At 66.8% G+C, this 20,536-nt stretch carries 18 protein-coding genes and 4 pseudogenes; 13 read left to right on the forward strand and 9 right to left on the reverse strand.

The features are described 5' to 3' along the window. Positions 1-9 precede the first annotated feature (9 nt). Positions 10-368 (reverse strand): annotated as a pseudogene (locus HED23_RS06160) (transposase); the annotation flags it as partial. Between the two features lie 112 nt (positions 369-480). Here HED23_RS06160 and HED23_RS06165 point away from each other — a divergent pair. Both HED23_RS06165 and HED23_RS06170 read left to right on the forward strand, forming a co-directional pair. Further along, positions 481-2,162: pseudogene (locus HED23_RS06165) on the forward strand (ISAzo13 family transposase). Positions 2,163-2,253: 91 nt separating this feature from the next. Then, positions 2,254-4,041: a serine/threonine-protein kinase gene (locus tag HED23_RS06170; RefSeq protein WP_203182406.1), complete on the forward strand. Its 1,788-nt coding sequence runs from the start codon at positions 2,254-2,256 to the stop codon at positions 4,039-4,041. Positions 4,042-4,302: 261 nt separating this feature from the next. Here HED23_RS06170 and HED23_RS06175 read toward each other — a convergent pair whose 3' ends face one another. Continuing rightward, positions 4,303-4,833 (reverse strand): NUDIX domain-containing protein, encoded by a 531-nt coding sequence (locus HED23_RS06175; protein ID WP_203182407.1) that lies wholly within the window; start codon positions 4,831-4,833, stop codon positions 4,303-4,305. 1 nt (position 4,834) lies between these two features. Then, positions 4,835-6,190, reverse strand: a complete 1,356-nt coding sequence (locus HED23_RS06180) for a tetratricopeptide repeat protein (RefSeq protein WP_203182408.1) — start codon at positions 6,188-6,190, stop codon at positions 4,835-4,837. A gap of 224 nt (positions 6,191-6,414) precedes the next feature. On the opposite strand from HED23_RS06180, the gene HED23_RS06185 reads away from it, so the two are divergent. From HED23_RS06185 to HED23_RS06210, 6 genes are all read left to right on the forward strand, one after another. Continuing rightward, complete coding sequence (locus HED23_RS06185) at positions 6,415-7,164, forward strand: hypothetical protein (RefSeq protein WP_203182409.1); 750 nt, start codon at positions 6,415-6,417, stop codon at positions 7,162-7,164. A gap of 78 nt (positions 7,165-7,242) precedes the next feature. Then, positions 7,243-8,154 carry a phosphotransferase family protein gene (locus tag HED23_RS06190; RefSeq protein ID WP_203182410.1) on the forward strand — a complete coding sequence of 304 codons (912 nt, stop codon included), beginning with the start codon at positions 7,243-7,245 and terminating at the stop codon, positions 8,152-8,154. Position 8,155: 1 nt separating this feature from the next. Continuing rightward, complete coding sequence (locus tag HED23_RS06195) at positions 8,156-8,848, forward strand: class I SAM-dependent methyltransferase (protein WP_203182411.1); 693 nt, start codon at positions 8,156-8,158, stop codon at positions 8,846-8,848. 15 nt (positions 8,849-8,863) lie between these two features. Next, complete coding sequence (locus tag HED23_RS06200; protein WP_203182412.1) at positions 8,864-9,424, forward strand: HAD domain-containing protein; 561 nt, start codon at positions 8,864-8,866, stop codon at positions 9,422-9,424. Between the two features lie 153 nt (positions 9,425-9,577). Further along, complete coding sequence (locus HED23_RS06205; protein WP_203182413.1) at positions 9,578-10,153, forward strand: hypothetical protein; 576 nt, start codon at positions 9,578-9,580, stop codon at positions 10,151-10,153. 9 nt (positions 10,154-10,162) lie between these two features. After that, complete coding sequence (locus tag HED23_RS06210; RefSeq protein ID WP_203182414.1) at positions 10,163-11,056, forward strand: TIR domain-containing protein; 894 nt, start codon at positions 10,163-10,165, stop codon at positions 11,054-11,056. 15 nt (positions 11,057-11,071) lie between these two features. Here HED23_RS06210 and HED23_RS06215 read toward each other — a convergent pair whose 3' ends face one another. The 4 genes and pseudogenes from HED23_RS06215 to HED23_RS06230 form a co-directional block, all read right to left on the reverse strand. Further along, positions 11,072-11,944 carry a hypothetical protein gene (locus HED23_RS06215; protein ID WP_203182415.1) on the reverse strand — a complete coding sequence of 291 codons (873 nt, stop codon included), beginning with the start codon at positions 11,942-11,944 and terminating at the stop codon, positions 11,072-11,074. 196 nt (positions 11,945-12,140) lie between these two features. After that, entirely contained in the window at positions 12,141-13,832 is a 1,692-nt protein-coding gene (locus HED23_RS06220) for a relaxase/mobilization nuclease domain-containing protein (protein ID WP_203182416.1), read from the reverse strand. Continuing rightward, positions 13,822-14,388, reverse strand: a complete 567-nt coding sequence (locus HED23_RS06225) for a hypothetical protein (RefSeq protein ID WP_203187381.1) — start codon at positions 14,386-14,388, stop codon at positions 13,822-13,824. The genes HED23_RS06220 and HED23_RS06225 overlap by 11 nt, the downstream gene beginning before the upstream one ends. 313 nt (positions 14,389-14,701) lie before the next feature. Continuing rightward, positions 14,702-15,763: pseudogene (locus HED23_RS06230) on the reverse strand (DUF3631 domain-containing protein); the annotation flags it as partial. Between HED23_RS06230 and HED23_RS06235 the strand changes: the two are divergent. Then, positions 15,698-16,660, forward strand: a pseudogene (locus tag HED23_RS06235) (tyrosine-type recombinase/integrase); the annotation flags it as partial. The pseudogenes HED23_RS06230 and HED23_RS06235 overlap by 66 nt on opposite strands. Before the next feature lie 11 nt (positions 16,661-16,671). On the opposite strand, the gene sodN reads toward HED23_RS06235, so the two are convergent. Then, positions 16,672-17,067 carry a superoxide dismutase, Ni gene (gene sodN / locus HED23_RS06240; RefSeq protein ID WP_014154121.1) on the reverse strand — a complete coding sequence of 132 codons (396 nt, stop codon included), beginning with the start codon at positions 17,065-17,067 and terminating at the stop codon, positions 16,672-16,674. A gap of 180 nt (positions 17,068-17,247) precedes the next feature. On the opposite strand from sodN, the gene sodX reads away from it, so the two are divergent. Continuing rightward, the gene (gene sodX, locus HED23_RS06245) at positions 17,248-17,685 is read left to right on the forward strand and encodes a nickel-type superoxide dismutase maturation protease (RefSeq protein ID WP_238441857.1); all 438 of its coding nucleotides are present in this window, start codon (positions 17,248-17,250) and stop codon (positions 17,683-17,685) included. Here sodX and HED23_RS06250 read toward each other — a convergent pair. After that, positions 17,589-18,218, reverse strand: coding sequence for a CGNR zinc finger domain-containing protein (locus HED23_RS06250; RefSeq protein WP_203182418.1), 630 nt, complete (start codon positions 18,216-18,218; stop codon positions 17,589-17,591). The genes sodX and HED23_RS06250 overlap by 97 nt on opposite strands. 48 nt (positions 18,219-18,266) lie before the next feature. Between HED23_RS06250 and HED23_RS06255 the strand changes: the two genes are divergently transcribed. The 3 genes from HED23_RS06255 to HED23_RS06265 all read left to right on the forward strand — a co-directional run bounded on the left by HED23_RS06255 (position 18,267) and on the right by HED23_RS06265 (position 20,495). After that, positions 18,267-19,076, forward strand: coding sequence for a class I SAM-dependent methyltransferase (locus HED23_RS06255; protein WP_238442247.1), 810 nt, complete (start codon positions 18,267-18,269; stop codon positions 19,074-19,076). A gap of 142 nt (positions 19,077-19,218) precedes the next feature. Then, complete coding sequence (locus HED23_RS06260) at positions 19,219-19,722, forward strand: SigE family RNA polymerase sigma factor (RefSeq protein ID WP_203182420.1); 504 nt, start codon at positions 19,219-19,221, stop codon at positions 19,720-19,722. Further along, positions 19,719-20,495, forward strand: a complete 777-nt coding sequence (locus tag HED23_RS06265; protein ID WP_203182421.1) for a hypothetical protein — start codon at positions 19,719-19,721, stop codon at positions 20,493-20,495. The genes HED23_RS06260 and HED23_RS06265 overlap by 4 nt, the downstream gene beginning before the upstream one ends. Positions 20,496-20,536 lie beyond the last annotated feature (41 nt).

Here is a 20,536-nt window from a genome sequence, read left to right on the forward strand (position 1 = left end):
GGCACCTTTTACGGCCCGCACGTGGCTGGAATCGACGACGGCCCGCGACCGGTCGAGACGGGCCGCCGCGTTCAGCTCGGCCAGCAGCACTTCGTGCAAGCGCTGCCAGACGCCAGCCTCGTTCCAGTCGCGCAGCTGCCGCCAGCACGTCATGCCCGACCCGAAGCCCAACTCCTGCGGCAGGAACTCCCATTGAATGCCGGTGCGGAGCACGAAGAGGATGCCGCACAGCACCTTCCGGTCGGGCAGCGGCTTCCGGCCCTGGTGCCGGAACCGACGCACCTTGCGCGGCAGGAGCGGCTCGATCCGCTCCCACAAGTCATCCGACACGATCCCCGGAGAAGTTCCCATGCATCGCCAACGCCCAACTCCTGACGCGGACACGGCCACCAGGGCCCACTCGCCTCGTTGTGTTAGCCGTTGTTAGGGCTTGCCGGGAAACAAGTCGTGGCTTCCAGCTGGGGGGCTCGTTGGTCTGGTATGGGGAGACCGGAGGGGATCGAGGCCGTTCTGGCGGCGAAGTTCCAGGTGCTGTTGCCGCATCTGGACGAGCGTCAGCGTCGGCTGGCCATAGGAGCGGAAGCACTGTCGCTGGGGCATGGCGGCATCAGGATCGTCGCCGCTGCAGCCGGGGTCCGCGAGGCCACGGTCTCGCGTGGGGCGGCTGAACTGGACTCCGGTCAGGCCCCGTTGGGGCGGGTGCGCCATCCCGGCGGAGGGCGGAAGAAGGCGGCCGAGCTGGACTCTGGGCTGCGGCCGGCACTGCTGGCGCTGGTCGAGCCCGACGAGCGGGGCGACCCGATGTCGCCGCTGCGCTGGACGACGAAGTCGACCCGGAAACTGGCAGCGGAGCTCACCCGCCAGGGGCACCGGGGCTCCGCCGACACCGTCGCCGGCCTGCTGCGGGAGGAAGGCTTCAGCCTGCAGGCCAACGCCAAGACCATAGAAGGTGCCCAGCACCCCGACAGGGATGCCCAGTTTCGCTACCTCAACGAGCAGGCACGACATCACAGGGACGCCGGTGACCCGGTGATCAGCGTGGACAGCAAGAAGAAGGAGCTGATCAGCGACTACAAGAACGCCGGGCACGAATGGCAGCCCGCAGGACAGCCCGTGAGGGTCAAGACGCACGACTTCCCCGGCCAGGCCGAGAAGGCAATTCCATACGGAATCTACGACATGACGGCTAACACCGGCTGGGTCAGCATCGGCACCGATCACAACACTGCGGCATTCGCCGTCGCCTCGATCCGCCGCTGGTGGCAGGCGGTCGGCCGGCACGACTACCCCGGCGCCCGCCGGCTGCTGATCACCGCTGACGGTGGCGGCTCCAACGGCTACCGCACCCGGGCTGGAAGACCCAGCTCGCCAGTCTCGCCGCCGAGACCGGCCTTGAGATCACGGTGTGTCACCTGCCGCCCGGCACCTCGAAGTGGAACAAGATCGAGCACCGGCTGTTCTCCCACATCACCATGAACTGGCGAGGCAGGCCCCTGACCAGCCACGAAGTCATGCTCCAGACCATCGCCGCGACTACCAGCCGCACCGGCCTCACCGTCCAGGCCGAACTCGACAGCGGTGAGTACCCCACCGGCATCCGCGTCAGCGACGACGAGATCGCCGCCCTGCCCATCACCCGCCACCGCTTCCACGGCGACTGGAACTACACCCTCCACCCCCAGCGCCCGACGGACACGGCGACCACCACCAGCACACAGGACGAGGCCCTGGCGGATGGACCGGCCCGCCTCACGCAGCGTTCGTTACAGGACCCGGAACTGACCGGGATGACCCGCCGGCAGCTCAACGAACTCATCGACGTGCTGACTCCAGCGATGGAGATTCAACGCGAGCAAGTGCTCCGCACCCGCAGAGGCCACGAACGCCTGGTGGCCCCTGGCACAGGAGCCAAACCCAAGCTCACCTCAGCCGACCGGGTCCTAGCCACCGTGCTCCACCTGCGAAAACTCGCGACCATGGACCTCCTGGGCCAGCTCTTCAACACCACCGCCATGACCATCAGCCGCGCGGCGAAAGACGTCCGCCCGCTCCTGGAAGACCACGGAGTTCACATCCCTGCCTCGACCGCCCGCTTTCGCACAGCGACTGACATCGCGAGATTCCTCGGCCTCGACAAAAACAAGATCAAACCGACGTGTTGATTTCCGGCAAGCCCTTAGCCCGCCGGAGAACGCTCTGGTCCTGGCGGCAATTAGCCGACGTCACCGCCCTGAGGGTCAGTAGGGTGGTTTCATGCCGAAGAACGAACCGTTCATCATCGACGGAGTCACTTACGAGCGCGATTCAACTCCGGGAGGGGGCGGATCAGCCGTGGTATGGCAGGTCCGCCGTAGGCCCGACGGTCAGGTGTTCGCAGTCAAACAGATTAAGAAGGACAGCAACGCGGACTCCGCTCGCAACAAGCGTTTCAAGCAGGAGATCGAGTACGGGCAGACATCGAGCCATCCGAACGTGGTGAGTATCCACGCGCGCTCAGAGGACGCGAACTTCTTCTACTACGTCATGGAATTCTACCCTATGACGCTGCGACAAGTGATCAACGACGAAACCGATGCTGACGTGCTTCTCGACTACGTGCGCCAGCTCTGCGATGCGCTCGCGTACGTGCACGGCGACGGCGTAGTGCATCGCGACATCAAACCTGAGAATGTCCTCGTTGACCCTGAGGCGCGTCGGCTCGTCCTGGCCGACTTCGGCATCGCCCATTTCAAGGACTCCTCGCTCACGAACCGCGGAGACCTCCTGGTGAACCGGAACTATCTCGCTCCCGAGCAGATGGTGAGGAACAACGCCCTCAGTATCGGCAAGCCGGCGGACATCTTTGCGCTCGGCCTCGTCATAACCGAGATGTTCACGAAGCAGAACGCCCGAGGGCGACGACACGCGCTTGTGCGCGACCGCTACCCCTTCCTGGCCGACCTCGACCTGATCGTTGAACAGATGCTGCTCCAAAATGAGGCGCAGCGGCTCCGCATCGACACCGTACGCGGCATGCTTCGGGTAACCCTTCAGCGGCTCGACTCGGCAATCGAGGAGATCTCCGACGATCTGAGCCCCAACGAAGGGTCCGCCGACAGCTCGTCCGGCGAGGTCGAGCGAATCCTCGGCCGTGCCGCCAGAGACGTGCTGTCGGCGAAGCATGTCTTCGAGCGGGTCGCCGACAGAGAGCTCGACCGATTCAACCTCAACTACCACTGCGAGGTTGCTTATCGGGTGAGTGCGGAGCTGTTCAATACATGTGCTCAAGCCGTTGTATATGCCTCGTGCAAGGCGAAGTTCGATTATGAGGGCGCCGTGCAATGGGGCGAGAACGACGACGCTCTCGTATTGTCGGCCGCCAAGCCGGGACTCCAACGCGAGCTGGAGAAGATTCTGGACGATTTCCCCCTCCCTCAGTCTTCGCGCTGGGGCGGTCTGCCGCGGCGGTCGGCTCACTTGTTCCGGTTCTGCAAGGACTACCACTGCGAAGAGCTGCTGACGAGCATCCGCGAATCTGTCTACGGTGAAGGTGATGGCTCGTTGCGGGCGAATCTGATCAGCGCCCCGATCCTGTGGATTACCCGCTTGGTGCGTACGGTTCTGGACACCGACTACCTGGACTTCGACAAAACGATTCGTGAGGACATCGGTTTCGAGCACCACCTCTCGGTGCTCTGGGACGAGACGCTTCCGTTGAATTCGGCCCGAGAAGCGGTGGGAGTGGATCTGTTGACCGAGCCGTTCAACGCCGACCACGTCGCCAGCACACTGCAGGCACTGGAAGAGAAGTGGGATGTCTCCGTGGGAGAGCTCGTAGACGGTGAGTACTCGGTCATGTTCCGGTCACGCGATACGTACCGCTGTTTCCGCGAAGAGGCGCTCGACTTGGCAGAACCGGGCTCAGTATTCGAAGCCGACGTGCTCGATCTGCTACGCCCTGAGGCGGAGTTCGACGACCTCGTCGCACTCACATGGGGTCGGGACTTCGACGTGGCCATCACGCTCGGGAAGATCCTCCGCACCTCCACGCGCTTGTCCTGAGTCCAAATTCCTAGGGTGGGCATGGGGGGTGGGCATGGGGGGGGGGGGGGGGGGGGAGTGGTGCCTGGTCCGAAGCCCTTGTCCCTGGAGTTGTCCGATCGCGAACACCAGGTGCTGCGTTGCTGGTTGCGCGAGCGGATGGCGTCTACGGCATGGGAGCGGATTGTGCCGCCGACGGAAGTTGGTGAGGTACGGGCATCAGTTGTCTCTCGGTCCGAGGACGCGCGGCGCAGCATCTGGCTGGAAATCAATTGGGCGCATCTATTGCCAGCCGTTGAGGGAGACTTCCGGGCCTCCCGTGAGGTATTGATGAAGGGCGCTTGAAGTGGTGTCGACGAAATTCTCGGGTACTGCATCGGCATCGACCCAGCGGACCTGGGAGTGCTTGCGGGGTTCGCGGTTTTCGGGTCTGCCAGTCCATTCGTGCGTGGCGAAGACGACCGTGAGAAAGCCATTGGGGGACTCAACGCCCCAGGCACCGTGGATGATGTGGGCGACCTTGAGGGACTCCGGCTTCACCGTGAGGCCGGTCTCCTCGTAGAGCTCGCGGACGGCGGTTTCGGTGATGGGCTCACCTGGTTCGCTCTTGCCGACGGGGAGGTCCCACATGCCCTGGGCAAACTTGGCGTTCTCGCTGCGCTGGAGGAGGACGACGCGGTTGGTGGCCTTGTCATGGACGATGACTGCGGCGACCAGCAGGGTCATGGATTCGAGTGCCGGCTTGAGGGCCTTCGGCTGGTCGTCGGTTTGCTGGGCCACGGGGTCCCCTTCATCGGGCGGGTTATTGGGCATGTTAGGCGAGAGCTTCGCGGGCTCGGCGGGCGAGATCGGCCGCGCCGGGGACTCGCCGGTGCTGGTAGACCGCGAGGGTGGAGCGGATCGAGGAGATGGCCTTGCGCGTCCGGTCGGAGGTCATGCCCTCCATGAGGATCAGGGCCTGGGTCCAGGCGGCGACGGCTTCGTCGGCGCGGGCCTGGACGGCGAGGCTGTCGCCGAGGTCGGCGTGGGTGAGAGCGTGGACACGCTTGTACTTCACGGGGTCCCAGCGGGTGAGGGCGTCGCGGTGCTGCTGCTCGGTGCCGATGTGGTCGGCGAGATCGGTCAGGGTACGGGCGGTGTGGCTGGCCACGGTGCCGACGGCGGGGCCGCTCACGCGGGAGTAGCTGGGCTGCGGGACGTCGTCGCGTAGGAGGGCATCCTCGGCGGCGAGCAGGGCGCGTGCGGCTGATGCGCTCTCCTCCGTGGCCGCGTAGGCGCGGGCATGTGTGATGTGGAGGAGAGCTTCCGTCTGGCCGTCGATGTGGCCGAGGCCCAGGCGTAGGGCGCCTTCGACGAGATCGACGCAGTGGTGCGGCTGCTTGAGGCTTAGCGCCTGGTGGGCGAGGGCGCGCATCATCCATGCGGCGTGGCCATGGGGGTCGGCTTCCCAGGCAAGTTGGTAGCCGACTTGGTAGTAGCGCTGGGCGGCGCCTTCCTGGCCGAGGTCGTGGTGCTTCCAACCTGCCAGGTAGGCGAGCTCGGACACGGCTCCGAAGGCGGCCCGGCGTAAGGCTTCGCTGGGGAAGCGTTCGCAAAGCATGGGGGCGGCCGTATCGGCGAGGTAGGCGCAGACGGTGGTCAGGCCGTGGCCGCCGCCGAGGCGCTCGTCGGCGGCGGAGAAGGCGGTGGTGATCTGGCGTACGACGTCCACGTCCTCCGCGCCGACCAGGGACGTGCCGGTGCGGGCGCGGAGCATGCGGGCGGTGGCCTCGTGGTCGTGGCTGAGGGGCATGGCGACGCCGGCGGTGGTGAAGGCTGCGATGGCCAGGAAGCGGCGGCGTTCGACATCGGCGCGGCCCAGGTCGGTGACGGCGAGGACCGGATCGGCCTCCACCGGCTCCTCGGCGTCACCGGCATGCAGACCGATCTCGGTCCGGGTGATCGGACGTCCTACTCGCCGGGACAGCGCCTCGGCCAGGTACTGACCCACCTGCCCTGACGGGGCGCGGGTGCCGTTCACCCAGTGCGAGACGGCCGATTTGTTGGTCTGGAGCATTTCGCCGTTCTCGGCAGCCACGCGACGCACGTCTCTTGCGAGCGCCTCGTAGGTGCATCCGGCCGCGTCGATGGCATCCCGAAGGTGGGAGTCGGCCTCTCTCTGCGCCGCCACGACCACCTCCGACCTGGAGCTGTAAACCGCGTATACCGCTTCAACTGCCTCCTACCGTACCCACTGAGCGTCACCACCGGTTCACTTATCAGCAGCCGCCCGGAACGGCGTGACCGTGATCCAGGCTCCCTTCTTGATCCGGGCGGCACCCCGAAATTCCGTACGCCCATGCCGGGTTCTGGCAGTCCTGTGCCCGGACCCGGCCGATCAGAGACGGAGACACGGTGACCACCATCGAAACTACCGCCATCACGGTCGAACTGCCCGAGGCCTTCGATCCGCGCTGGAGCCGCCTGACCGGCATCCAGGTCAACGGCCGGCGCATCATCATCGACCCAGCCGAGTACTTCTTCCGCTTCGAGTCGAACACCTGGCTCGTCGCCGACTGGGAGCTGGTCAAGACCCAGCTCCTGGACGTGAACGAGACGACCGAGAGCGCGGTCGAGCAGCTCGCGCTCGACTTCACCAAGCATCACGGTGAGTCCACCTCCGACGCGGCCCGCGTGCTGGCCACCGCGTACGAGGTGTACGCGTACCTGTTCCGCGACGAGCACCTCGCCGGCCTCGGTCTCCCGCAGATCACCGCCGACCACCTGCGGATGCTCCGTGAGGCGGCCACGCTGATGGCGCTCAACAAGGTCGAGCTGGACGGGCACATCTCCAACGTCGGCCCGTGCTGGTTCTTCCCCGCCGCCACCTCCGTCGTCTTCGACCTGGACGACGAGATGGGCGGGATGCTCGACGAGGTCTACCACGGCGGCTGGTTCAACGAGCACCGCCGGATCGAGTCCGTCAAGGCCCACGCCGCCCTCGGCGGCCGACTCGTGCACGGCTGCCAGTCCGTGCCGGACCAGTCCGGCGGCGTGGTCGCACCCTACGGTGCCTCGATGGCCAGGTTCCGTGACGACCTTGCCGCGTGCAAGGCGGACTGGATCGAGCAGGTCTACGTCCACCGCGTGAACCCCGCCGCGTAACCCACCCGATCAGGCTCCGGGGCGGGCCGACCTCCCTCGCCCGCCCCGGACGCCACCCTCACCTTCCGGAGTCCACACGTGACCACGAACCCCAGCGCCGCACTCCTCGACAACCTGCTCACCGCGACCGGCCAGACCACTGTCCGACGGGAGGAGGTGCGGGTGTGGTCCATGTCCGGTGTCGAGCGCGTCACCTTCCCCGACGGCTCCACGGCCATCTTCAAGTACGCCAAGAAGCCCTTCGACAGCGAGGACCAAGCCCTCCGCCTCGCCCACATGCTCGGCGTTCCCGTCCCCCAGATCCACGGTTCCGTCGTTCTCGACGGCTGGCTCGGCATGCTCATGGAGGACCTCGGGCCCTCCGCCCGCGATGCCGATGACCTTGACGGCGTCGCTGCGGCTGTGGTCCTGCACAGCACTCGCACGGCTCCCGGCCTGCCGGTTCTCGACCGGGAGTGGCTGCGCGCGCTGCCCATCCGAGCGCTGGAGCATCTCGAACGGCTGCGCAAGGCCGACCGGTGGCAGGACGCCGACGATGTCGAGAAGGCGCTCGACCGGATCGCTCAGGCCGCGGAAGGTCGCTCGGCCGGAGCGACGCTGGCGCCCTTCGGCTGGGTGCACTCGGAGTTCCACCCCACCAGCCTGCATGTCGGCGGGCGCGGGTGGCGGCTGCTCGACTTCGCCCGCGCCTTCACCGGCCCCGGCCTGTTCGACCTCGCCAGCTGGCACGGGACCATCGAGCCTCCGCATCTCCTGCGGCTGCGCGTCTTCCTGGAGCAGTACGTCGTTGCCGGCGGCACTCCGGACGCGCTCGCCTCGCGGGGCGGGCTGACCGCCGAGAACTGGGCGCTGGGCTGGCACCGCATGTGGGCCGTCGAGTGGTTCATGGAGCAGGCGGTTCGCTGGATCAACGACCCGGCGACTGACGCCGGCTACATCAAGGTCGTCCACCGCCACCTCACCGACGTGCTCCACCTCCTGAAGATCTGACGTGCTCGCCCAGACATCGCCGTGGCACGCCCACGCCATCCAGCGCACTGCCGCCGGGCTCGCCGAACCCTTGGCCGTGCCCGCCCGGATGGAATGGACCACGAGACCCGGCCAAGGCCCCGCCGCCGAGATCCTCGGCCCGGACCTGCGCGGCAAGCGACTCCTGGAACTCGGCTGCGGCCCCGGCCACAACGCCGCCCACCTCGCCACCCGCCACGGTGCTCACATCACCGGCGTCGACTTCGTCGGCCTCCAGGTCCGCCGCGCCCGCTCCCATTACGGCCGGCTGAACCACCTTGGCTTCGTCGCCGGGCACGCTCTGCACTATCTGCATGCCTCCGACGAGCAGTTCGACGCGATCTACTCCGTCTTCGGCGCGGTGGGGCTCGCCGCGCCCGAGCTCCTGCTGGCAGCCATCGCTCTACACCTCAAGCCCGGTCGGGTGCTCGCCTTCTCCGTTCCGCACCCGCAGCGCGGTGGCCGCGGCGCTTCCGGCGACGACCGGCCTCGCTGCGACTTCGTCACCCTGCCCGACCGCACCCGTCTCCCCATCGCCCGCTGGGAGTTCGACGCCGTCCGCTGGGAGCGGCACCTCGGCCGGGCCGGCTTCCGTCTCACCTCCGCACAGGAATTCCACGACCTTCGCATGGGTCGCTCGCCCGCCACCCTGCTGATCCGCGCCCACAAGCTCTGACCGCTGGAGGAACCGATGTGCTCGCCCTACCTGCTCCTCGATGTCGACGGCGTCCTCATACCCTTCCCCGCCGCAGACGGCTCGACCCCGGCCACCCACTCCCGGCACGACGTCGTTCCGGCTGGCCGAAACGCCGACGACCCCGTCACCGTCTGGCTCGACCCCGAGCACGGCCGCCTGCTCCTGGACGTCATCCGCACCGGGCTGTACACCCCGGTCTGGTGCACCAGCTGGCGGCAGGGCGCCGCCACTCTCATCGGCCCCCTCCTGGGTCTGCCAGACCTGCCATACGTCGAACTCCCACGCCCACAGATCACCGTCAGCCACCCCAACGGCTACCTCTGGAAGCGCGACCACGTCGATGCCTGGCTGGGCGACGCCCCCGCCGTCTGGATCGACGACGACTTCACCAGCCTCGATTACGAATGGGCAACAGAGTGCAGTGCACACGGAAAGGCGACCCTCCTCTTGCAACCCGACCCTCTCTTCGGGCTGCAGCCCGAGCACCTGACCGAGGCCCGGGAATGGGTGGCACGGCTGGTCTGCAGTTGCCCTGATGGGGCGCACTCACCGTGACAGGTGAGACCATCGCGATAATAGCAACAAAATACTATTTGCTAACTTGTTGCGGCTGTCGCCCTAAACATCGGAAACGCTCTGCGCGCAAGGTGGTGAAATCCTCCTGTGCCATGCTTCAATGCCACACGAAGCGGCACTTTGGAGATTTTGATGATCGCGGCAGTGGTGACGGCCTGTGCCAGCATCTTGATTGCCATCATGGCTTACTGGCTGAACCAGCGAGGAGAAGCTCGAAGATCTCAGCGTGAAGCAAGGATCGACCAGGTGGGCAATCAACTAAAGGATCTCTACGGTCCGCTTCTCGTCCTTGCGGAAACTAATGAGAAGGCTTGGACTGAGTACAGCAGCAAGCATATCCTTCCTGCTGGTGTAGGATCTTCCGGGATTTTGCTTTCAGAGTTGGAGGAGGTGCGATGGCGCACGTGGGTAGAAGCCGTGTTCGCTCCGACAGCCCAGAAAATGCGGGAGATCATCACCACTCGGGGTGACCTGATCATTGGAGGGGAAATGCCTCCTGTTGTTCTGGAGTTTTGCGCGCACGCGGCGACCTATGACGCTCTCCTGGCGAACTGGAACGGAGCCGGCCCAAGCAAATCTACTCTTATTCGCCATCCGGGAAGTAGATTCCTTTCTTACGTCCGCGAGTCGTACGAATCGCTCAAAGTGGAACAGGCGCTCCTGCTCAAGGCGGCACGCGGAGGCAATCGAGCCGGATCTCATCAATAGGCACTCCTATTGAAGCGGAAGGAGGCTGCTATTAAGCTATTCCTGAGTTGGTCAGGAGAACGCTCTAAGAAGACCGCTGAAGCTCTGTGGTCTTGGTTGCCGGATGTTCTCCAGTACGTCAATCCCTGGCTCTCAAGTCTGGATATTTCTGCAGGGAGGAGGGGGGTTCGAGAGATTACCGATGAGCTCTCCGAAACGGATTTTGGGATCATCTGCGTAACCCCGGAGAATCAAAATTCTACCTGGATTAACTTCGAAGCTGGCGCTCTTTCGAAGCAGGTCGATGGTGGCTATGTCGTCCCGTTCCTGATCGGTATGAAAACTACCGACCTCATCAGTCCTCTAAGTCAGTTCCAGGCCGTCGTCGGGGATAATGAAGGCGATGTACGTAAGCTCCTATTCGATATTAATGACATCTCAGGCGGCTTGGCAATTCCGCATGAAAGGTTGGAGCGCGCATTCCAGAGGAGTTGGCCCGAGTTCGAAAATAGTATCAGGGGTATTGGCGCGATCTCGTCGAGAGGTGGGAATCTGAATAAAGTGCAGCGGTCTGAAGCTGACATGACAGAGGAGATCCTCCTGATCTCCAGACAGCTTGATCACCGTATGGCGGAGATCGAGAGATACGCGCGACGGGCGGACGGAGAACTAAGACGACCGTCTCGGGAGATTCGCCGGATCAGCGAGGAGAAGTTTATTTCATCCTCATTCGCAAAGATCGGGTGGGAGGCCGTTCGCTCTTCCTGGGAGGGCGAAAGTGTAGTTGTCATGGCACAGAGTGCAGGCGGGCATTCTCCGCCGGTTTCGCACAACTTTGTCGAGCGGCTAGCCAAGTCATTGGGGCGGGAGGTGGTAGTGCTGGGGGACGCTGGGGATGTGATTGTTCGCAGCAACCTTCCCTAATCCTCCAACGACTTCCTAGCGCTCGAATTTCACCTCGACCGGCATCGGCATCTTCTCTCCCTTCCTCAAGCGTCGAAGACGCAATTCGCCATTATTTTCCGGATCAACCCAAGCGTTCCATGCTTTGATGTAAATTGACGCTTGGTCCCGAATGCCCATTCTGCGTCTGGAGCCCCACTTCTGAGTCTCCCTTGGCACCTCTCGCAGGGCGAGCCTCGCATCACCAGGGTCCAAGTTCGCACCCGACTTGAGACCCGCGATCCACTCGTCGATATCTGCGGCAGGTGCTACCTCGGTGGTCAAAAAGAATCCGACGGCCACAGCTGTCTGGCTTGCGAACAGGTGCTTAGAGAGCTCGCGACCGATTTTTACTGCTTCCTCGTACCTGTCCTTATCCTCGTTGTATGCGGAAAGGATTCGGTCGTTTGATACCTGGGCACGGTTCCCGCTCCATGAGTCGTTCGGCATTGTCTTGATGAGAATTACGTGTCGAATGGTGGAGGAAAGTAGGGGCAGATACTTCGCTCCAGTTGACAGCAGCGTATCTGCCGCACTCCGACGCTTTCCGGTGTCGAGGACCGGGAAAACTTCTCTTGGTAGACCATCGAAAACGAGCATCTCTACGGGAGTCTGCGCTTCGATAATTGCGTGGAGGCGGTGCTGACCATCAAGAAGTGCGCCGACTGCGTCAAAGGCGATTCCCTGATGGGTCAGCTTCCATTCGCCGCGGAGAATGGTGTCAGTCAGGGACCTCACCTGCCCCATATCCAAGCGCCTATTAACTGAAGTGCGAGAAAGGAAGATTTTGGCGATTTCGGGCGTTACCTTGACGACCCGTGAGGCGATTCTTCCTTCAAGCTCTTCTGGATCTGGAATAGCGATATTCATCCTCTGATGCTAGGGGTGGCGACGCCGGGGCTCCTTCTTCTTGATCGAAAGTGATCAATTTTGATCAGTGGGGCGCTTTTTGAGTACTTCCGGTGCCCTAACTGGTCGTTTTGGAACTAGATGAGCCACGGGCTTTGTACTCCGGACCTTGGGAGGTGCCCTGTCCATGATGCGTTGCCAAGGCATCTGACCGGGGTCAGCGCTGTCGACTGCGCTCCTCTAGCCTCGTTGCCATTGCTGTGGCTGAGAGGTGCGGCGTGATGGATGATCCGCCGGTGACGGTGTTTCGCCTGCGTGCTGCCTGAGCGCGCTTGTTCGGCTGAGCCGTGATGCGCCAGTTGAGGACCTCGGCGGGGTGCTCGGCGCTGTCGAGTTCTCGCTGGGTGCCCACGTCGGCCAGGAGGCGTCGGGGGTTGTGGCCGACGGTCTCGGCGTGGGCGAGGGTTGTGGTCAGGGCAGCCCAAGCAGGATCGGCGAGGATCCTGTCGGTGTGGCCGGGGAGGGCTGCGCGAACGTCCTGTTCGAAGCGTCGGGCGGTTGAGGCTCGTGGTGCGCTGCGGGTCAGGTCCGCCAGGACGGGTGTGCCGGCCTGCTGGTAGGCCGCCTGGAGGTGGCGGAATGCCTCCTTGGCCGCAGTGGCCTGCTGTTCGTGGCCGCGCTGCTCGTGCCACTTTGCGGCGGCGCGGGCCAGGTGCACGGTGGCGAAGAGCAGGGCGATGGCGAGACCGCCGGGCTCGTTGGCGGCATAGGCGAGTTCCTTGGCGGCCTGGCGCAGGGCAGTGGCGGCCTGGTGGTCGGCGCGGGTGGCGGAGCGGCGGGCGCGGTTGAACGCCATTGCCGCCGCCCGCAGTTCCGCCCGGTGTGGGCCGCTCGTGGAGCTGGCGATGTTGTACAGGGTGTCGCCGAAGGCGGCGAGGTGGCCTTGGGCGGCGGCATCGTCATCGGAGTCGAGGACAGAGTGCGCCATCTGTATCGCGGTGATGGTGTGCTCCCACGGCTCGGCAGGGTCTGCCGCATACCGGGGGCGGTCGGCCATCTCCTGGTCGGGGAGGCGTTCGCGGAGGCGGTTGATGGAGAGGTCGGGTGCGAGCTTGGAGCCGCCGTACCAGACGGGTTCGCCGGCGCTGTTGGTGTCGCCGGGTGCAGCGAGGCTGTAGCCGATCACCTCGCCGCTCTCGGGGCCGAGGCGTGTCTTGACCTTGATGCCGAGGGATTGCAGCACGGTGAAGTAGTCGGCCTCGGTGTGTACGGCAGCAGCGACGGCGTAGGCCCGCTCGCGCAGCCACTGCCGCGCCGTCACGGTCTGGCCCTGACGCTCTGCCTTGGCGCGTTCGGCGCTGATGGGGGTGCGGGGGGCCGTGAGGTCACCGGACTTCAGACGGCGCAGGCCGTACTCGGCCTCGATCCTGCGGCACTCGGCTTGGGCCCTCCGGCCGTCCTGGTGGGTGCGCGGGCGGCGGCCGTCGGCGCGGACGGTGGTGGCCATGATGTGGATGTGGTCGTCAGCGTGGCGGATCGCGATCCAACGGCACGCCTTCTCATCGCCATCGGGGGCAATGCCCGTGGCGTGCAGGACGCGGCGGGCGACCTCGGCCCACTCGATGTCGGTGAGGTAGCGGTCGCCGGGCGCGGTGCGGACCGGGCAGTGCCAGACGTGCTGCGGTGGCTTCTTGCCGCCCAGCTCGCGGGTGCGCAGGTCGACGTGGTGGTCGAGTCGCCTGGCGAGCTGGGAGTAGGTGGCTGCCGGGTCACGGCCGGGGGCGGGAGCGCCGGCCATGTCCCAGGCGGCGACGATGTGGGGGTTGGTGTGCTCGTCGCGGCGCCCAGGGCCGAAGAGATAGGCGATCAGTCCGCGGCTGTCGGAGGCGGTGGAGACGTCAGGAACCATGAGCCGTGCCTTCCGCCAGGAGCTGGTCGATGAAGTGGAAGCTGCTCTGTACTGCTTGCTCGACACGGTCGAGAACCGCCTCGGCGCGCTCGGGAACGGTTCCTCGGTTGATGGCTGCGGTGATCTGGTTGAGGTTGCCGCCGATGCGGTTCAGGGCGACCGTGTGCGCCTCGACAGCCTCGATCAGCGGGCGCAGAGGATCGTCCTCCGGGCTGCCGACCATCCCCGCCTTGCCCAGTGCGACGGCCAGGGCGGCATCCCCGACGAAGCCGGCGAACCTCTGACCGCGCTGGTGAGCGGCGGCGCTGATCACCTGGACCGCGGTGGGCGTGAAGCGGATGGTCTTCTCCTGGTCGCGCTTCTCCACGGTGCGCTTGCGGTTCATCTGCGTGGGCAGGGCGGGGGCGAGGTCCCGCCAGGAGGGCTGCTCGACGAGCGGTCGGACATCGGCCGGCATGCGGCGAGGAGCGGAGTCGGCTGCGGGCCGGCCAGAGTCCTCAGCCACCCCCTGCTCCGGCTCGGGCGCCCCCTGGCGCTCGGCCTTGTCCTCCGCCACCCCTGGGGCGGGGGCAAGCGCGGACGAAGCCTCGTTAGAGGCTCGTTCGCTCCAGCTTGCTGCTGGTCGTCGGGTGAGCCTGAACAGCTTCCTGCGGCGGCGGGAGATGGTGTTGTCGGCGTTCGATTCGGGCATGGTGGTGCTCCGTCAGTGGTGAGGGTTGGTGTCGTCGCATCCGTCGCATCCGTCGCGTGGCTGGTCAGCACAGGTACGGAGAGGGCCGCAGGTACGGAGTGATCCGTAACGCCGAGGAGATCCGTCCCCGCGCTGACCTGCGCGGGGACGGATGCGACGGATTGATGCGGACCTGGAGTCAGCGATTGGGCCTGGGACCTGCGGGCCCTCCCGGCGGGCCGGTGGGCAGCATCCCGGACGGAGGGGCGGGCGGCCTGCCCCGGGTCGGACGTGCCGGGACCCCGGCGCTGGGTACCGATGGGGCGGGGTCAGGGCAGTAGCGGGCCCAGGCGTCCACGAACTGGTTACGGGCGTACGCCTTGGCCTGCCTGCCGTTCTCGAAACGGTAGTTGGCCGGGCTGATACCGAAGTCGCGCAGCAGATTCGCCAGGTGGTAGGCGTTGAGCCCCTTCGTGCCGTACTCGGCCCACGGGGCCTCGGCGTCCTGAATGAGCACGGCGAGCAGGTCCTGGCTGCGCAGAGCCTCCCTGCCGCCCTCCTGGTCGAAGATCCGGCGGATGTCGCGCAGCAGCCGCGTCTTCAGCGTCGTCTGCTCGTCCTGGACCACCTCGTTGCGCGTCATCGCCAGACAGGCGGCACGTGCCCGCGCGGGCCAGTGCCCGCCGGCGAGGTCGGCGACGATGACGAGCGGCTCCCATGTGTCAGAGGCACGGTCCTCGACGGGCATCTTCGGCACCGCGCCCGCGACGGTGCCGCGCAGCGGGACCAGCCAGTCGGCCAGCCGGTCGCGAAGCGCGTGCAGTTCCGGTACGGAGTACCGCGAACGGAACGGGGTGATCCGTTCGCCCGGCTTGCGCTTCTGCATGCGGATCACGATCGCGCGGTCCATGATCGTGTCCGGCAGGTCGCCGATGCCGGCCAGCGCCGCCATCGCGAAGGTGGGGAACGCGGTCGGCTTGTGCTCCGGCCCGGAGATCCGCCAGGCGGGCCGGTTGCGCTGGTGCCCGGCGTTCAGCAAGCCGCGCAGGTCCTCCTTGTCGCCCGCCTTGGGGCCGAAGATGGTGTCGGCCTCGTCCACCAGCAGCGTCGGCGGGTTCTTGCCGATGACGCGGAAGACGACCGCCGGGGAGGTGTTCACCGTCATCATCGGCTGGTGGACGGTCTCGTAGAGGACATCCAGGAGACGGGACTTGCCGCACCCCTTGGTCGGCCCGACCACCGCCAGCCGTGGCGCGCGCTCCGGCTCCACCTCGTACCGGCGTTGGGCGCCCGCTCACTGGCGGCGATACGCTGCAACGACATACAGGTGCTCTTCAAGCACCTGTCCGATCAGCTCGGCCCCGGCAGCGTCCGGAACGTCCACGACGTCCTCGTGCGCGTCATGACGGCGGCCGTGGACGACAAGGTCATCGCCTCCAGTCCGTGCCGCCGGATCACCCTTCCGGCCATGCCGGACGAGGAGGTCACTCCGCCCACCGTCGCTCAGGTTGAGGCCATGGCCCGTGTGATGCCGCCGTACATCCGGGCGGCCGTCGTCGCGCTCGCCGGGTCAGGCTTGCGCATAGGTGAGTTGCTGGGCTTGAAGGTGGCGGACGTCGACTTCAAGGCCGGCAGCATTCGTGTGGAGCGGCAGCGGCTCCAGTCGGGGAAGGTCGGTCCGCCGAAGACCGCGAAGTCCCGGCGGACGGTTCCGGTCGGGGAGGTCGTCACCGACGTGCTCCTCGGGCATCTCGCCGCGCGCCCCTCCACGGAGTGGCTGTTCACGATGGAGGAGGGGGAACCGCTCAACTATCGACGGTGGAAGACCGAGTGGAACTGTGCCCGCAAGGCGCTCCAGGCGGCGGAGAACGAAGCAGCCGAGCGTGAGGGCCGCAAGCCCGTCGAGCTGCCGCACATGGTGACCCACGACCTGCGGCACTTCTACGCCTCCGCGCTCATCGCGGGCGGGGCGAGCGTCAAGCAGGTCCAGATGGTCCTCGGCCACGCGTCCGCCGTCATCACGCTGCGGATCTACGCGCATCTGTGGCCGGGGGAAGAAGACCGCACCCGGTCCGTGATGGACGCCGTTCTTGGCGGCCGACGGGCCGGGTGCGGACAGGTGGCCGACACGACCGGCGAAATCACAGGTCGGACGGCCCTGGCCCTGGATCAGGCCTTCTTGGTCTCCCAGAAGATCGTGTCGATCTGGGCGATCAGGTCCAGAGCCTTCTGGCCCGTGGCCGGGTCGTTCGAACCCTTGGCCGCGGAGAGCGCCTTCAGGGTGTCGTTGACCAGCTGGTGCAGCTCCGGGTACTTCTCGAAGTGCGGGGGCTTGAAGTAGTCGCTCCAGAGCACCGAGACGTGGTGCTTCGCGAGCTCGGCACGCTGTTCCTTGATCAGAACGGCGCGCGTGCGGAAGTCCGCGTCCTCGTTGGCCTGGTACTTCTCCTGGACGGCCTTGACGGACTCCGCCTCGATGCGGGCCTGGGCCGGGTCGTACACACCGCAGGGCAGGTCGCAGTGGGCGCTGACCTTCACCTTGGGGGCAAACAGGCGGGAAAGCATGGAGCTGTCCTTCCTCGTGATCGTCTTCTCAGGTGGGACATTACTCCGTGGGAGGCCCCTTCTTGCGGCTGCCCCCTGGGGCTTAGGCCAAAAGTCCGGGGTGAGGATGGGACCGGTGGCCGAAAATACGGAGCGGTGCGCGCAGCCGTGTACCGGAGGATGGACCGGGAGGTGCCACAGATGCCGGAACCGGCACAGGAGCCGTGGAGCGGGCGGGCGGCGCGGAAGGCGTTCCAGGTGGTGGAGGTGACGGGGCCGTCGATGGTGCCCACGCTCTACCACGGCGACCTGCTGCTCGTGCAGCGCGGGGCGCCGGTGCGCCCCGGGGACGTGGTGATCCTGCGTCACCCGTTCCAGCAGGATCTGCTGGTCGTGAAGCGGGCCGCCGAGCGGCGCGACGGTGGCTGGTGGGTGCTGGGCGACAACTCGTACGCGGGCGGGGACAGCACGGACTACGGGACGGTGCCCGAAGAGCTCGTGCTGGCCAAGGTGCGGGCCCGCTACCGGCCGCTGAGGAAGGATCAGCGGTCGGTGCTCGGGCTGCTGGGCTGGGCGGTGTCCGCGGTGCGCCGCGTCTCGCCGGAGCGCTCCGACTCCAGGCGCTTGCGGGCCCGGTAGGCCGCCACGTTGGCCCGGGTCGCGCAGCGGTCCGAGCAGTAGCGCCGCGATCGATTGGTCGAGGTGTCGAGGTAGGCGTTGCGGCAGGGCGCCGCCTCGCACAGGCCGAGCCGGTCCACGCCGTGCGAGGTGAGGTGGAAGGCGAGGCCCATGGCCGCGATGGCGGCGAAGCCCGCCGTCGCGTTCGACGGGTGGTCGGCGAGGTGCATGTGCCAGTCCGGTTTGCCGTCCGCGTCCCGTGCGTCATGGCCGGAGATCTGCGGGCTCACCGGGAATTCCAGCAGCAGTGAGTTGAGCAGGTCCACCGCGAGCGTCTCGTCACCGCCGTCCGCCGCCTCGAACACCGCGCGCAGCCGGCCCCGGACGGACCGGAAGCGGGTCACGTCCGCGTCGGTCGCACGGCGGGCCGCCTGGCCATTGGCGCCGAAGAGATCACGGATGGACTCGACCGTGGTGAGGGAGTCCTTGCCCCGGGCCGGCTCCTCGGTGTTGACCAGACGCACCGCGTAGTCCGAGTAATAGGCCAGTTCCACTTGTAGTCCTTACGGCGTCGGTCTATGGTCGATGTGACGACCAGTGTAATGGGCTGTCATGCTCAACGGGGCTTACGGCTACGGGTACAGGTGGAGGTTCGAGTGACGACGAGGGGCACCGACTGGCAGTCCTGGCAGGAGAGCTGGGACCGGCAGCAGGAGTGGTACATGCCGGACCGTGAGGAACGGTTCCGGGTGATGCTGGACATGGTCGAGGCCGTCGTGGGGCCCGAACCGAGAGTGCTCGACCTGGCATGCGGTACGGGCAGTATCACGGACCGGCTCCTCAGGCGGTTCCCCGGCGCCACCAGTACCGGTGTCGACCTCGACCCCGCCCTGCTCGCCATCGCGCGCGGCACCTTCGACGGGGACGGCCGCGTCACCTTCGTGACCGCCGACCTGAAGGACGCCGACTGGACCGAGCGGCTTCCGCACACCTCGTACGACGCCGTGCTCACCGCGACGGCCCTGCACTGGCTGCACAGCGGTCCGCTCGCCACCCTGTACGGACAGATCGGCGGCCTGGTCAGGGACGGCGGGGTCTTCATGAACGCGGACCACATGATCGACACCGACACTCCCCGCATCAACACCGCCGAGCGTGCCCAGCGGCACGCGGCCATGGACCGGGCCAGGGCCGCGGGAGCCGTGGACTGGGCGGATTGGTGGGCCCTGGCGGCGAAGGACCCCGTGCTCGCGGCGCCCACCGCCGAGCGGTTCGAGATCTACGGCGAGCACGCGGACGGCGACATGCCGTCCGTCCACTGGCATGCCCGCACGCTCCGCGAGGCCGGCTTCGGCGAGGCACGCGCGGTCTGGGCCTCGCCTTCGGACAGCCTGGTGCTCGCAGTGAAGTAGTGAGGCAGCGCGTGAGCGAGAAGGACGAGGGGCGGCTCCGGCCGCTCCTCGTGCCGTTTCTCCCCTGCTGCAACCTGCCGCCCGCCCCGGCGCACTGGAAGGGTGAGACGGTCCGCACCAGCGGACCCGGAGAGGGGCGCCGATGACGCGGACGGACGACGACGCCGCGCTGCACGATTTCGTGGAGGGCAGACGCACGGCGCTGTTCCGCAGCGCCTACCTGCTGTGCGGCGACCGGCACGAGGCCGAGGACCTGGTCCAGACGACGCTGGTCAAGGTCGTACTCGGCGGAAAGCGCCACGGTCGGCTCGACAACATCGAGGCTTACGCACGCAAGACCCTGGTCAACACCCACATCGCCGCCCGGCGCCGTTTCTGGCGGCGTGAGCGCCCGTACGGCGAACTGCCCGACAACGCGGGCGACCAAGCCGATTCGGACACAGGCCTGATGGTCCGGGCGGCGCTCGCCCGGCTCACGGCCAGACAGCGAGCGGTACTGGTGCTGCGCTACTGGGAGGACCTGAGCGTCGCGGCCACGGCCGAACTGCTCGGGATGCGGGAGAACACGGTCAAGAGCCACGCGGCTCGGGGGCTGGCGGCGCTGCGCGCCGGGATGACGGCTGACATGGCGGAGGAACTCGTATGAACGACGTGCGCGAACTGCTGGAGCGGGCCGTCGCGCCCGCCGGAAACCCCGTGGTCTCGACCGAGGCGGTGTACGCCAGGGCAGCCCGGGTCCGGTTCGGGCGCCGGGCCGCGGTGTCGGCCGCCGCGCTCGCGGTGGTCGCCGCCGGCGCCGTCACGCTGCCCGGGATCGCCGGTGGGGAGCAGAGGGAGGAGACCTCGGTGGCCGCGGCACCGGTGGGCCCGGCCGACAGGAGCGGGAAGGCGGACCGCCTCGCCGCGCTGCTTCCGTCGGGTGCGGGGAGCGTCGAACGGGTCTCGCTGGCCGTTCTGATCAAGGGGGCGACGCCGGAGCAGGCGCGGACGACGTACACGGGGCCGCTGGACGGGGAGTACCTGGTCCGCAAGGGCGGCGGTGTAGGCTACCTCCTCCTGTCCCTCATGGATCACACGGCGGTGAGCAAGAAGCTCGGTTCCGGCGCCGAGCTGGACAACCTCTGCGAGACCCGGGGCAACGAGCCGCCCGTCACCGACTGCGTCCGCGAGGAGCGGCCGGACGGCAGCGTCCTGACGACGTGGAGCGACTCGATGGACCACGGGGACGGAGACACCCCCGACTGGGGCCGGGAGGCCGTCGGCCGGCTGGTCCTGGAGGACGGTTCGGTGCTGGCCGCCCGCTCCAGCACGGGCTACCTCGGCGAACGGTCCCAGGGGCCGCTGCTCGAGGCCCCGCCTGTCAGCCAGGAGGAACTGGGCGACCTGCTCACGCGTCCCGAGGTCCTGCCGGAGAAGTAGCGCAGCGATGCGAGGAGGGCGGTACGGACCCGGGTCCGTAC

It is taken from the genome of Streptomyces pratensis, assembly GCF_016804005.1.
Lineage (GTDB): Bacteria > Actinomycetota > Actinomycetes > Streptomycetales > Streptomycetaceae > Streptomyces > Streptomyces pratensis_A.